The 13087-nt window shown below is 39.8% G+C and carries 13 protein-coding genes; 6 read left to right on the top strand and 7 right to left on the bottom strand.

What is annotated here, in order from left to right:
* Positions 1-17: 17 nt before the first annotated feature.
* The 5 genes from fur to AAEU30_RS15745 form a co-directional block, all read right to left on the bottom strand.
* Positions 18-458, bottom strand: a complete 441-nt coding sequence (fur, locus tag AAEU30_RS15765; RefSeq protein WP_087532187.1) for a ferric iron uptake transcriptional regulator — start codon at positions 456-458, stop codon at positions 18-20.
* A 189-nt stretch (positions 459-647) separates the two neighbouring features.
* Positions 648-1175: a flavodoxin FldA gene (fldA, locus tag AAEU30_RS15760; RefSeq protein ID WP_087532186.1), complete on the bottom strand. Its 528-nt coding sequence runs from the start codon at positions 1173-1175 to the stop codon at positions 648-650.
* Between the two features lie 14 nt (positions 1176-1189).
* Positions 1190-1468: a LexA regulated protein gene (gene ybfE / locus AAEU30_RS15755; RefSeq protein ID WP_058558703.1), complete on the bottom strand. Its 279-nt coding sequence runs from the start codon at positions 1466-1468 to the stop codon at positions 1190-1192.
* Positions 1469-1474: 6 nt separating this feature from the next.
* Positions 1475-1696 (bottom strand): DUF2788 domain-containing protein, encoded by a 222-nt coding sequence (locus tag AAEU30_RS15750; RefSeq protein ID WP_256826032.1) that lies wholly within the window; start codon positions 1694-1696, stop codon positions 1475-1477.
* 95 nt (positions 1697-1791) lie between these two features.
* Positions 1792-2559, bottom strand: coding sequence for an alpha/beta fold hydrolase (locus AAEU30_RS15745; protein WP_421961312.1), 768 nt, complete (start codon positions 2557-2559; stop codon positions 1792-1794).
* A 129-nt stretch (positions 2560-2688) separates the two neighbouring features.
* Here AAEU30_RS15745 and seqA point away from each other — a divergent pair, with 129 nt between their 5' ends.
* The 6 genes from seqA to AAEU30_RS15715 all read left to right on the top strand — a co-directional run bounded on the left by seqA (position 2689) and on the right by AAEU30_RS15715 (position 10080).
* Positions 2689-3273 (top strand): replication initiation negative regulator SeqA, encoded by a 585-nt coding sequence (gene seqA / locus AAEU30_RS15740; RefSeq protein ID WP_421961311.1) that lies wholly within the window; start codon positions 2689-2691, stop codon positions 3271-3273.
* Between the two features lie 16 nt (positions 3274-3289).
* A complete protein-coding gene (gene pgm / locus AAEU30_RS15735; protein WP_421961310.1) occupies positions 3290-4927 on the top strand; it encodes a phosphoglucomutase (alpha-D-glucose-1,6-bisphosphate-dependent) in 1638 nt (545 codons plus the stop codon).
* A 71-nt stretch (positions 4928-4998) separates the two neighbouring features.
* Positions 4999-6051 (top strand): succinylglutamate desuccinylase, encoded by a 1053-nt coding sequence (gene astE, locus AAEU30_RS15730; protein WP_421961309.1) that lies wholly within the window; start codon positions 4999-5001, stop codon positions 6049-6051.
* A 275-nt stretch (positions 6052-6326) separates the two neighbouring features.
* Positions 6327-7541 carry a thiamine pyrophosphate-dependent dehydrogenase E1 component subunit alpha gene (locus AAEU30_RS15725; RefSeq protein WP_421961308.1) on the top strand — a complete coding sequence of 405 codons (1215 nt, stop codon included), beginning with the start codon at positions 6327-6329 and terminating at the stop codon, positions 7539-7541.
* A complete protein-coding gene (locus tag AAEU30_RS15720) occupies positions 7541-8518 on the top strand; it encodes an alpha-ketoacid dehydrogenase subunit beta (RefSeq protein WP_087532180.1) in 978 nt (325 codons plus the stop codon). The genes AAEU30_RS15725 and AAEU30_RS15720 overlap by 1 nt, the downstream gene beginning before the upstream one ends.
* An 8-nt stretch (positions 8519-8526) precedes the next feature.
* Positions 8527-10080 (top strand): dihydrolipoyllysine-residue acetyltransferase, encoded by a 1554-nt coding sequence (locus tag AAEU30_RS15715; RefSeq protein ID WP_421961307.1) that lies wholly within the window; start codon positions 8527-8529, stop codon positions 10078-10080.
* Between the two features lie 61 nt (positions 10081-10141).
* Here the strand turns inward: AAEU30_RS15715 and AAEU30_RS15710 are convergent, their stop codons facing one another.
* Together AAEU30_RS15710 and AAEU30_RS15705 are read right to left on the bottom strand one after the other, a co-directional pair.
* Positions 10142-11314 (bottom strand): putative manganese transporter, encoded by a 1173-nt coding sequence (locus AAEU30_RS15710; RefSeq protein ID WP_421961306.1) that lies wholly within the window; start codon positions 11312-11314, stop codon positions 10142-10144.
* A 69-nt stretch (positions 11315-11383) separates the two neighbouring features.
* Entirely contained in the window at positions 11384-13009 is a 1626-nt protein-coding gene (locus tag AAEU30_RS15705) for a M28 family metallopeptidase (protein ID WP_421961305.1), read from the bottom strand.
* Positions 13010-13087 lie beyond the last annotated feature (78 nt).

Genomic DNA, 13087 nt, shown 5'->3' with positions numbered 1-13087 from the left:
TTACTTATAAAGCTAAATTATTGGCTGTCAGCAAAAGCTTTACACGCTTCAGTGTCAGTACACTCGCCGTAAAGGTAAAGAGAATGGTTAGTTAGCTTAATACCATTTGCTTCAGAAATTTCAACCTGTCGACGTTCAATTAAGTCATCTTCAAACTCAACAACTTTGCCACACTTCAAGCAAACAAGGTGGTCGTGGTGAGTGCTGCCAGATAGTTCAAATACTGATTTACCACCTTCAAAGTGGTGACGAGAAACAATACCTGCATCATCAAATTGGTTCAAAACACGGTAAACCGTAGCAAGACCAATTTCTTCGCCTAGATCCAAAAGAATTTTGTAAACATCTTCAGCGCTGATGTGTTGGTTATCTGGAGATTGTAATATCTCTAAAATTTTAATACGCGGTAAAGTTACCTTTAAACCGGCTTTCTTTAATTCCAAGTTGTGATCAGTCATTAAATCTGTCTCAATATTAATTTGGTTATACTAGTACACCTTATAAAAGATGTGCACGACACATTAGCAACGCTTAGAATAACGTGCTAAACGCTTAAGTGCAAAGATCAATTTCAATAAAGTATCTGAAAGCTTAATTGCTAAACAAAAGCATAATTAAAAAGCGCCATTTGACGCTTTTTAAGCTTGTTAGTCAGCAAGTTCGCTTAAGCACATTTCTTCATAAACTTGTGCAGACCATGCTTTTACACGCTGCTCTGTCAGCTCTGGTTGACGGTCTTCGTCAATCCCTAAACCAACAAAGTGGTTATCATCAGCCATGCCTTTAGATGCTTCAAAGTCATAACCTTCAGTTGACCAATGGCCAACAACGATAGCACCACGTTCAGTAACAATATCGTTGATCATGCCCATCGCGTCTAAGAAGTACTCAGCGTAGTCTTCTTGGTCACCACAGCCAAAAATAGCAACAAGTTTGCCATCAAAGTCTATCTCTTCGAGTTCAGGGAAAAAGTCATCCCAGTCACATTGCGCTTCACCATAATACCAGGTAGGGATGCCAAATAAGATTAAATCAAATTCTGCGATCTCTTCTTTTGAGCTTTTCGCAATATCATGAACAGCCACAAGCTTTTTACCCAATTCTTTTTGGATCATTTTAGCTACGTGTTCTGTGTTACCTGTATCACTACCGAAAAAAATACCTACACTTGCCATGAATTTAAAACCTTTTATCTATCAATAGCCAATCTTTCTTGTAAAATCGTTTCAATCAGTGCACTGCGGCTAATATTTTGTGCATCGGCCATATCACTTAACGCCTGATAAAGCTGTGATGAAACTTTAAATTCAACACGTTTTAAACCACGTGCCTTATCTCTTTTTATTTGATTACGTTTATTTACCTTTAACTGAATGTCCCGTGGAAGGGGATTCGTTTTAGGCCTGCCTGGGCGTTTTTCGTATTCAAATAAATCGAGTGTTGTTCTGTCTGTTTCTGATTTAGCCATGGTTAGTTATCCTACACCTGCGCCTTGCCAAAACACTTGAATAAGTCCTTTGGCAATAAAACCAGAACAGCCTAAAAAGAGTACAAGCCATACTATATAACGACCAAATTTAGGCACACTGCCTCGTTTTAGTACATCTTGAATAGCCATACCGATAAAAAAGAACACACCGGCTAAGCCAAAATACAACCCAAGGGTATCAAATTCGTTAATTAACTGACTGACCATCAACGTATAACCTTTAAATTAAACGGCGCGTACTATAGCACACTAAATCGTAATAATTTAGTGTGCTATAGCAAAAACACGTGATTAAATTTGGCCTAGTCGGCAAGTAAGAAATCACTGATTGATTTATTCACAGCTTGCGGTTTTTGCGCATGCAGCCAGTGACCTGCGCCGTGAATAATTTTCGCTTTCGCATTTTTAAAGCGAGCCATAATTGCTTCTTTATATTGAGGCAATATGTAATCAGAGTCATTACCCTTAATAAACAAAGTATCGCATAAACAAGAATCATTTGCTTTAATATCTGATAAAATATTTTCATATTTATTGTTCAAAGCAGCTAAATTGAATCGCCAAGCAAAAGCGCCTTGTTCATTTTTTGCTAAGCTTTTAAGCAAAAACTGGCGTACGCCAAGTTCGCTAATATCTTCTTGCATAATAGAGTCAGCGTGTTTTCTATCATTAATTGCTTGATTAGCTACATTATTAAGGGCTTTAAAAATACTTGTGTGGCGAGCTTGATAAGCAACCGGTGCAATATCGAGAACGACTAAACGACTGACTTTTTCAGGATATAAATGAGCCACTTGCATAGCGACTTTACCACCCATAGAATGGCCAACAAAGTGTGCCTTATCTATATTTAAATGCTGCATAAGCTCTACTATATCTTGACTCATACTCGCATAGTCCATAGTTTCGCTGTGTGGTGAGCGTCCATGGTTACGCAAGTCTACGTTGATAACGAGAAAATTGTCAGCCAATGAATTGGCAATGACGTTGAGGTTCTCAAGTGAGCCGAATAGACCATGTATAAGAATGACAGGCAAACCTTGGCCCGATTGTTTATAATTTAATAGCATTGTGGTCTCCAATAAAAGTGTGCTTAGTTTGCCTAGTGAAATAACAAATTGCAAAACATAGAGAATTAAATCAGCTTTGGGTATAATCAAGCTGAATGAAAAAATATGACCCGTAACGACAGGAATAACATGAAAAAAATTGACATAGACGACGAGTTGTATCAATACATTGCGAGTAATACGCAAAGTATTGGCGAAAGTGCATCAACTATTTTACGTCGTTTATTAAACCTTAACGGCGATATTGAACAAACAACAGACAACGTTGAGCAGAGCCAAGCTGACGCAGATGCTACAGCACAAAGTGAAGTACCTGCTGAACAAGTAATCATTGAAGAAGCACCCGCAAAGCCAGTCACAAAAATGAAGCAAAAAAACGCTAGTGTCTTTAACGTACTTAATAAAGAAGAGCTCGCGATGCAAAAGGGCGTTGTTGGGCGGTTTTTATTTATTTTGTCTGCATTACATCGTACACACAAAGACGATTTTTCAGCTGTCCTTGATGTGCAAGGCCGTGATCGCGTTTATTTTGCTACTAGCAAAGAAGATTTAGTTAATAGTGGAAGCAGCATGAATCCAAAAAATATCACTGACAGTGAATATTGGGTCATGACAAATTCAAATACAACACGAAAGAAAATGATGTTGCACGAAGTGGCGCTTGGCTTGGGTTATAATGCCGAACAAGCAGAACAAATTAGAGATTACTTATAACTAATAAGGAAATGTAATGGCGATTCATCCAGGTGCAGGTAAAGCTGCAACTCAATCTGATTTAGTAAACGTACCAAAATTAGTGTCGGCTTATTATTTAAATGAGCCAGATTTAGAACAAAATCCAGAGCAATGTGTTGCGTTTGGTACATCAGGGCATCGTGGTTGCTCTTACGATGTGAAATTTAATGAATCACATATCCTTGCTGTTACCCAAGCTATTTGCGATTACAGAAAGCAAAATAATATCTTCGGCCCGCTTTTTTTAGGGAAAGATACCCATGCCCTAAGTGAAGCCGCTTATAACTCTGCAATTGAAGTATTAGTCGCTAACGAAGTACAAGTAATTACTCAAGAAAATGATGATTACACCCCAACACCTGTTATCAGTCATGCGGTAGTTTGTCATAATAAAACCCACCCACATGAATTAGCAGATGGCATTGTGGTGACGCCTTCTCACAATCCACCTGAAGATGGCGGATTCAAATATAATCCACCTAATGGTGGTCCGGCAGATACCGATGTAACCAAATGGATTGAAGACAGAGCCAACAAGTTGTTATTAGAAGACTTAGTTGAGGTCGAATTATTCCCGTTTGCTAAAGCATCTCGTTCGGGTTTTATAAAGTACCAAGATTTGATGACACCGTATATTGCCGACTTGGTCAATGTAGTTGATGTTGCTAAAATTGCTCAAGCAAAAGTGAAAGTTGGTATTGATCCACTCGGTGGTTCTGGGATTAACTTTTGGCCTATAATTGCGGAAAAATTTAATTTAGACCTAACAGTCGTAAATGAAAGTGTTGATCCGCGTTTTGCTTTTATGCCGCTCGATAAAGACGGCAAAATTCGCATGGATTGCTCTTCTCCTTATGCAATGACAAATTTAATCGCACTTAAAGATAAATTTGATATTGGCATTGGTAACGATCCTGACTATGACCGCCATGGCATTGTCACTCCAGATGGTTTAATGAATCCAAATCATTTCTTAGCTGTTGCAATAGATTATTTACTTAATCACCGTAATTGGTCTAGTGATGTTCAAATCGGCAAAACGTTAGTGTCAAGTGCGATGATTGATCGCGTAGTTGAACGTAATAATCGTCAAGTTAAAGAAGTGCCTGTTGGCTTCAAATGGTTTGTAGAGGGCCTAAACGAAGGTTCACTCGCATTTGGCGGTGAAGAAAGTGCTGGCGCGTCATTTTTACGTTTTGATGGCTCGGTATGGAATACAGATAAAGACGGCTTTATTATGGGATTACTTGGTGCAGAAATCCTAGCAGTCACAGGTAAAACGCCATCAGCACTTTATAAAGAGCTTGAGCAAGAATTTGGTGCGCCTTTGTATAAGCGTATTGATGCACCAGCAACAGCACAACAAAAGCAGCGTTTAAAAGCTTTAAGTGCGCAAGATGTCACTGCAGACACATTAGCTGGTGAGCCAATTTTACAAAAATTAACGCACGCGCCAGGTAATAATGCTGCTATTGGTGGATTGAAGGTTGTGACTGAGAACGGTTGGTTTGCAGCACGTCCATCGGGTACAGAAGATATCTATAAGATCTATTTAGAATCTTTTAAAGGTGAAGAGCACTTAGCCTTACTAGAAAAAGAAGCTAAAAAGCTAGTTGATTCTGTAATTAGCTAATTATATAAAAAGCATAAATGGCTGATTCTTTCAGCCGTTTTTGTATTTACTCCACACAAAAGGCGATGCACATGTCAGCCACATCAGATTATATTGAACAATTACACATCTCAGGAGATTTCCTCACATTAAGCCGAGAAAATGAATGGCACTTGGACCCAGGTGAATTTACTTTGTCTAACGGTACAAAAGTAAATGTACATGATACAGGGGTCATTGAATTTCAACCTCAGGTGACAACTTCAAAAGACATTGTTCTGTCAAGTGCAATACATGGTAACGAAACTGCACCTATCGAAATATGTGATGAGCTAATTAAAAGTATTATCAAAGGTAAACTTGCACTCGCACAAAGGGTTTTGTTTATTTACGGTAATCCGCAATCAATCAATATTGGCAAGCGATTTGTAGAAGAAAACCTCAATAGGTTATTCAACGGACATCACACGGCGGATGGCGTTACAATGAATAATGAGCGTGTTCGCGCAGCTAAGCTTGAACACTATGTGAGTGATTTTTTTGCACGAGGCGAAGCAAACAGTGCACGATGTCATTATGACTTACATACTGCGATACGAGGGTCTAAAAACGATAAGTTTGCAGTGTATCCTTTTTTGCATGGTAAACCGTGGAAAAAATCTCAGCTGCAGTTTTTACTCAGCTGTGGTGTAAATACTGTTTTGATGATGAAGTCTGCCGCAACCACATTTAGTTATTATTCGTCTTATGTACACGGCGCAGACTCGTTCACCGTAGAACTTGGTCAGGTAAAACCTTTTGGTGAAAATGATATGTCTCGCTTTGCCAAAACTAAAGACACGTTAATTGCATTAATTACTCAAAATGAAGTTAACTACAAGCAATTTAATGCAGATGATTTTGAACTATTCTCTGTCCATCGTTCAATTAATCGCACGGAGCAGGATTTTTCTTTCCCATTTTCTGATGATGCCGTTAATTTTACAGGCTTTGCGAAAGGCGAATTACTCGCCAAAAATGGTCAGACCTGTTATTACGCAGATGTAGATGGGGAAGCCATTATTTTTCCAAATGCAGATGTAGCGCTAGGCCAACGTGCATTATTAACCGTTGTTCCCCTTGAAATTAATGAGAATTTTAAATAATTTCAGTCTAGTATTTTAGTTAACTATATGATTTTAAATATCACTTTATATTGTATAGTTAACTTTCCAGTCCCTCTCTCGTCATTTATCAATCATTCGTCTATGATTAGTTGAATAACATTTTACGTTAACGTAAAGTGTTGGCAGCTTTAATTTAATTACAGTGCAATTTTTGCAAAGATTAACCTAGCAAAAATTACTAATAATAATAATTAACCTGATCTTAGGTTACCTAATTTAGCACTGTATTTCTCGACAACAGAAGAAGGTAGGTTATGAGTAACCCAAATAACGTATCGCAGAATATTAGCCATGAACTTGCATTTATTGATGGTCATGCCTTAAATATTCCAACCTTGAGTATTTTAACCGAGGATGGCGATATCCACAGCGGTGCTTGTGCACCCGATATTGATAAAGACACAGCAATTCACTTATACGAAACAATGCGTTTTATCCGAGCGCTTGACGAACGTATGCAAGCAGCACAACGCCAAGGCCGCGTTAGCTTTTATATGCAATGTTTAGGTGAAGAAGCTGCGGTTACAGCCTCAGCAGCAGCACTGGATCAAGATGATATGATCATGGCGCAATACCGTGAGCAAGCAGCATTGCATTATCGTGGTTTCACCCTTGACCAATTTATGAATCAAATGTTTTCAAATGAACTTGATTTAGGTAAAGGGCGTCAAATGCCGATTCACTATGGCAGTGCAGCATTGAACTACATGACTATTTCGTCGCCATTAGGTACCCAAATACCGCAGGCAACGGGTTACGCTTATGGTCAAAAAATTAAGCACGTTGACGCTAAAACGGGTGAACTAAAAAGTAATATCGACAATGTCACTATATGTTACTTTGGTGAAGGGGCGGCCTCTGAAGGTGATTTTCATGCAGGCTTAAATATGGCTGCAGTGCATAAAGCCCCGGTGATCTTTTTTGCCCGTAATAATGGCTATGCTATCTCGACTCCTGCAGATGAGCAATTCAAAGGCGATGGCATTGCTTCTCGTGGTGTTGGCTATGGTATTAAAACAATTCGTGTTGACGGCGGCGATGCATTAGCGGTATTTGCGGCAACTCAAAAAGCGCGAGAAATAGCAACATCCACGGGTGAGCCGGTATTAATCGAATCAATTGCATATCGTTTAGGCGCTCACTCAACGTCAGATGATCCCAGTGGTTATCGTTCTAAAGCGGAAGAAGCTAACTATCAGGCTTGCCCAATAGAACGTTTTCGTAAGTGGTTAATAAAACAAGAATGGCTCAATGACGAAGACGATGTAAAAGCGAAAGAACAAATTCGTGAAGACATTCTTGCTGCATTAAAACGTGCAGAGGTGATTGAGAAACCAGCATTAGAAGAGTTGATTTCTGATGTATACGACACGCCAATACCATCATTACAACGTCAATATGAGCAATTAAAAACCCATATTAAGCAACATCCTGATGCCTATCCAGTCACTGCAGGGAGAATTAAGTAATGGCTAAAATGAATATGTTACATGCAATTAATTCAGCCCTTGATATTACGATGGCAGAGCATCCGCAAGCCTGTATTTTTGGTGAAGATGTGGGCTACTTTGGTGGCGTGTTTCGTGCCACGTCAGGGTTACAAGAAAAGTATGGTCAGCATCGCGTTTTTAATACTCCATTGACTGAGCAAGGGATCATGGGCTTTGCAAATGGTCTTGCTGCATTTGGCGCGCCAGCGCTGGCAGAAATACAATTTGCCGATTACATTTTTCCTGCATTTGACCAAATCGTCAATGAATCAGCTAAATTCCGTTATCGCAGTGGTAATGAGTTTAATGTGGGTAATTTAACCATACGCACGCCTTACGGCGGTGGTATAGCAGGGGGGTTATATCACTCTCAATCCCCTGAAGCTTATTTTGCTCATACTCCAGGATTAAAAATTGTAGTACCTCGTAACCCATACCAAGCTAAAGGTTTATTACGTGCATCTATTAAAGATGATAACCCGGTTATTTTCTTTGAGCCTAAACGTTTATACCGTGCATCTACAGGTGAAGTACCTGAAGAAGATTACAGCATTGAGCTTGGTAAAGCTGAGGTTGTTGAGCAAGGAAGTGATGTAACATTACTTGCTTGGGGCGCACAAATGGAAATTATCGAAGATGCTGCAAAACAAGCTGCTGAACAAGGCATTAGCTGTGAAGTGATTGATTTACGCAGCATATTACCTTGGGATGTTGAAACAATTGCGCAGTCAGTTACGAAAACAGGGCGCTTAGTAATAAGCCATGAAGCACCAATCACTAACGGTTTTGGTAGCGAGATCGCGGCAACGATTCAGCAAGAATGCTTTTTACATTTAGAGTCTCCAATCCTACGTGTGTGTGGACTTGATACACCTTATCCGTTGGCACTTGAAAAAGAATATGTGCCAGATGCATTAAAAGTACTTGCTGCCATTAAGCAATCGGTCGAATTTTAGGAGTTATCATGGCAAAAGATTTTATTTTACCCGATATTGGCGAAGGCATTGTTGAGTGCGAAGTTGTTGAGTGGCTCGTTAGTGAAGGTGACACAGTCGCTGAAGATCAACCTATCTGTGATGTAATGACAGATAAAGCGTTGGTGCAAATTCCCGCCGTTCACGATGGCGTAATTACCAAGTTGTATTATAAAAAAGGTGATATCGCGGCTGTACATGCCCCTTTATTTGCGATGGATGTTGCAGGAGAAGCGAGCTCGCAACCGGTTGAGCAATCAACAAACCCAGCAAATAATGGCTCTGAACAATTAGAAGATTTTATTTTACCTGATATAGGTGAAGGAATTGTTGAGTGTGAAATTGTTGAATGGTTAGTCGCAGAAGGCGAGCACATTGAAGAAGACCAAGCTGTTTGTGATGTAATGACAGATAAAGCGCTGGTACAAATTCCTGCTAAATATACTGGTACAGTTCACAAGCTCTACTATGCAAAAGGGGATGTTGCACAGGTTCATAGTCCGCTGTTTCAAATGAGCATTGCAGGTACTGGCCAATCCCAGGTTGATGTGAATGACGCTGTTGTTAAAGCGCAGTCCAACGCCAAAGAGCACACATCAGCTGCACCAACGTGTAATGTTAGTACTCAGGTTGTGAATAAAAAGGCTGTTGCTTCGCCTGCAGTACGTCGGAAAGCGCGTGAAATGGATGTTGATTTAACGTGCGTACCAGGAAGCGGAAAAAACGGCCGTATTTATAAAGAAGACATAGAGCAATTTGTAAATTCAGAAGTACCAAATAGTATTGATACGTCTGAGCTTAACGCACCTGTGGTCAATACAGCGGCTGTTAGTAATGAAAGCACACGTGTTGAGCCTATTAAAGGGATTAAAGCTGCCATGGCTAAACAGATGGTTGCATCTGTTAGTAGCATTCCACACTTTACTTTTTGTGATGAAATCGACTTAACTGATTTAATTGCTTTACGTAGCTCGTTGAAAGAACAATACAAGCAGCAGGGCATTAAATTAACGATGATGCCGTTTTTTATTAAGGCGCTATCGTTAGCGATGAAAGAATACCCGGTACTAAACTCTAAAGTAAATGATGAGTGTACTGAATTAACCTATTTTAACGACCATAACATTGGCATGGCCGTTGATTCCAAAATTGGCCTTTTGGTGCCAAATATCAAACAATGCCAAAATAAGAGTATTATTGATGTAGCTAATGCTGTTACTCGCTTAACTGACGCTGCTAGAGACGGTCGTGTTAGCCCTGATGACTTAAAAGGTGGCACAATCAGTATTTCTAATATTGGCGCAATAGGTGGGACTATCGCAACGCCTATTATCAATAAGCCAGAAGTTGCAATTGTTGCATTAGGTAAACTTCAGCATCTCCCGCGCTTTGATGATAAAGGTAACGTGATAAGTAAAGCGATTATGCAGGTAAGTTGGTCTGGCGATCACCGTGTTATTGATGGCGGGACTATTGCTCGTTTTAATAATCTATGGAAATCGTATCTAGAAGATCCAGCCAAAATGATGATGGCAATGAGCTAACGCTTATTGCAGTAAAAAAGCTCAACGTTATTGTTGAGCTTTTTTGTGTCTGTTGGTCTGATTAAACACCATAAAAATACAAGCCGTAGCCAACTAACACCGCAGGAATGGCTGAATAGAAGGTTGCGATAAGTGCGGCTTTTGGTGCCATTGCAATTGCTGGGAAGAGGGCGTCACCATCATTAGAAATAGCATTTGCTGCCAAGGCACTAAATGGAATAATACCCTGAATATATAAAGTTGTAACAATGATTTGTGGACCACAACCAGGCAAAAAGCCTATGAGCACAGCGATCAGTGGTGCCAGGTAGGCATAATGTGAAAACCATGCTTTTAAGTCAACACCAGCAAAGGTAACCAATAATTCAAACAACATAAAAGACGCTACAACCCAGGCGGTCACGAAATGTGTGTCTTGTAACACTTTATATAGCTTAGAGGGCGGTTGGCTTGATTCCTCTTCACAGGTTATGTCTTGATAACTTCTACCTTTAGATGAAAAAGCCCATGTTATTACTGCATATAATGCCATTGCAGCACCAAAAAACATAACCGTATCATTTAATCCCGAGCCAAATTGTGCAAAATCAACATTGAGTGCGATAAGTAAAGCAATGATAAGGCTGGGAATTAATATAACCTTCCAAATTGATTTGCTCAAAATGATGGCTTTACTTGGTTGGGACTCGCATTCTTGTTCTACATTTTGGTGTTCAGGTCTTAAAAAGTCGCTTTTATGAAAGTAATTCACCAAAGTGCCGCTGATCACACCAACGCTTAATCCAATAAGCATTATTAGCCCGCCTTCAGTTGGTTTAGTAGCGAGTAATAAAAAGGCGGCATCACCCATGGTCGCAGTCAATACAGCAACGATAGAGCCAAAGCTAGCTTGCCCTTTTGTAAATTGAGTCACCACGATAATTGCACCACCGCAACCTGGTAAAGCACCTAAAAAAGAGGCGAAGCTCACTTCTAATGTGGGTGATTTAGCATTGAGATAAGCTAACTCTAATTGGGGAACTCTGTCTATTAGGTAGTAATAAATAAAAAGCGTAGCAGCGACAAACACACTAACTTGAAAAAATGCATCACTCATTGCAGCAAGAGTAATGTCGCGAATAGGGGAGTAGGCCAAACAGATAAGCAAAATCAGTGGCAACACCATACGTTTATTTTCAATAAAAGGGCGTGTTGAAATAGATGAGATAAACTTTGGCAATGTGAGAGTAAACATAAGTGCAACCTAAAACGTTATTAAGTTGCACTTTAGAATTAAATTAAATGAAAATCAATATCATTTGCATTATTTTCTTTGGAATTCTGAGTTTTCATTCCATTTTGGCCATTCTACTTGCTCAGAAATATCAAAACCTACTTGATAAAACAACTGTAAGTCTTGTACCGCACCAGATAAATCCCATTCATCACGGTATCTATCACATGGTTGATGATAACAACCACGCAACACTAAGCTCATACGCTTACGGTAACTCGCAGTTTCTTCATCAAGTGCTTCACTGCCGCCGCCAGCATACATGGCTGGTACACCCATATTGGCAAAGGCAAAATGGTCAGAGCGATAGTAACCACCAGACGATGGTTTAGGGTCGCCAGACACTGTTCGGCCTTGTTTTTTGGCTGCTGTGGCTAACAAAGAATCCATTTGTGATTTACCAATGCCGACTACACTAATATCTTTCACTTTACCTAATAGGTTCAGGCTATCCATATTAATGTTTGCAACAGTTTGATTGGCTGGGATCACTGGGTTTGCAGCGTAGTATTTAGAGCCTAGTAAACCTTGCTCTTCTGCTGTCACGGCTAAGAAAGTCATTGAACGGCTAGGGTGCTTAGGCAACTGAGCAAATGCTTCAGCCACTTCAATCATACCCGCTGTACCAGTTGCATTATCGTGAGCACCATTATAAATTTGATCGCCCTTACGATTTTTATCTGTACCTAGGTGATCCCAATGCGCAGAATAAATGATGTGCTCATTTGGTTTTTCGCTACCTGGTAACGTCGCGATGAAGTTATATGAGATAGATTTTTTTATGGTATTTTTAACTGCTACTGAGGCTGTTAAATCGCCCATATCGACATGATAGGCACCTTTTGCTGCATTTTGTTTTGCAGTGTCAAAATCAAGGCCTGCTTTTGTAAAGAGCTCTTTAGCTACATCAGTTGTAACCCAGCCTTCAACAGTGACACGATCCATGTTGTTATTTTCTTTTTGAAAACCAAACTGCTCGCCACTCCATGAGTTCTCAACAACAGACCAAGGGTAAGAAGCAGGGGCTGTTTCATGAATGATGATTGCACCAGCAGCCCCTTGACGACTAGCTTCTTCATATTTGTATGTCCAACGACCATAATAGGTCATTGCATCGCCAGTAAATAGCGCTGGATCTTTGGTGGCAAAACCGGGATCGTTTACTAACATGACCACTGTTTTACCTTTTACATCAAGGCCTTCATAGTCATTCCAGTTATACTCTGGCGCGTTTACACCATAACCAACAAAGACAAGCTCTGAATCTTTAATATTCTCGTTTTCACTAATACGGCTGCTGCCCATGACCATATCTTTTTTATATTGGTAATCTTTGCCACCAATTGATAAAACCATATCAGAATCTGCTTCGAGAGATACAAGCGGTACTTCTTGCAAAAAGCTGTCGCCATTACCTGGTTCAAAACCAATTGCTGTAAATTGTTCAGTTAAATAAGCAAGAGTCAGCTCTTCGCCTTTAGATGATGGTGCACGACCACCAAATTCATCAGATGCTAATACCTTTACATGCTCTGCAAGTTGCTGTGCATTGATAGACTCATAGCCTTGTTCAACATCTTCAGAAGTGAGACTTGTTGCTGCACAACCTGCAAGCACTGCGCTTGCCAGTAGTGTAAGAGAAAAATAACGTTTCATAGTCACTCTTTTTTTGTTTTAAGTGCTAACAGTATAAGAACTTCTATTAAATAGAACCAGTTTTTGCGGTAAACTGAG

The sequence above is a fragment of the Pseudoalteromonas mucoides genome (assembly GCF_049257175.1).
GTDB lineage: Bacteria > Pseudomonadota > Gammaproteobacteria > Enterobacterales > Alteromonadaceae > Pseudoalteromonas.
The sequence above is the reverse complement of the archived record's forward strand: the minus strand, read 5'-3'. Positions and strand labels throughout refer to the sequence as shown.

What these genes read in the sequence shown, in the direction of transcription:
- AAEU30_RS15710 (WP_421961306.1), bottom strand. Translation starts at nt 11,314, where the DNA reads ATGTTTACTCTCACATTGCCAAAGTTTATCTCATCTATTTCAACACGC.
- AAEU30_RS15725 (WP_421961308.1), top strand. Translation starts at nt 6,327, where the DNA reads ATGAGTAACCCAAATAACGTATCGCAGAATATTAGCCATGAACTTGCA.
- AAEU30_RS15715 (WP_421961307.1), top strand. Translation starts at nt 8,527, where the DNA reads ATGGCAAAAGATTTTATTTTACCCGATATTGGCGAAGGCATTGTTGAG.
- astE (WP_421961309.1), top strand. Translation starts at nt 4,999, where the DNA reads ATGTCAGCCACATCAGATTATATTGAACAATTACACATCTCAGGAGAT.
- fldA (WP_087532186.1), bottom strand. Translation starts at nt 1,175, where the DNA reads ATGGCAAGTGTAGGTATTTTTTTCGGTAGTGATACAGGTAACACAGAA.
- AAEU30_RS15745 (WP_421961312.1), bottom strand. Translation starts at nt 2,559, where the DNA reads ATGCTATTAAATTATAAACAATCGGGCCAAGGTTTGCCTGTCATTCTT.
- pgm (WP_421961310.1), top strand. Translation starts at nt 3,290, where the DNA reads ATGGCGATTCATCCAGGTGCAGGTAAAGCTGCAACTCAATCTGATTTA.
- ybfE (WP_058558703.1), bottom strand. Translation starts at nt 1,468, where the DNA reads ATGGCTAAATCAGAAACAGACAGAACAACACTCGATTTATTTGAATAC.
- AAEU30_RS15720 (WP_087532180.1), top strand. Translation starts at nt 7,541, where the DNA reads ATGGCTAAAATGAATATGTTACATGCAATTAATTCAGCCCTTGATATT.
- AAEU30_RS15750 (WP_256826032.1), bottom strand. Translation starts at nt 1,696, where the DNA reads ATGGTCAGTCAGTTAATTAACGAATTTGATACCCTTGGGTTGTATTTT.
- fur (WP_087532187.1), bottom strand. Translation starts at nt 458, where the DNA reads ATGACTGATCACAACTTGGAATTAAAGAAAGCCGGTTTAAAGGTAACT.
- AAEU30_RS15705 (WP_421961305.1), bottom strand. Translation starts at nt 13,009, where the DNA reads ATGAAACGTTATTTTTCTCTTACACTACTGGCAAGCGCAGTGCTTGCA.
- seqA (WP_421961311.1), top strand. Translation starts at nt 2,689, where the DNA reads ATGAAAAAAATTGACATAGACGACGAGTTGTATCAATACATTGCGAGT.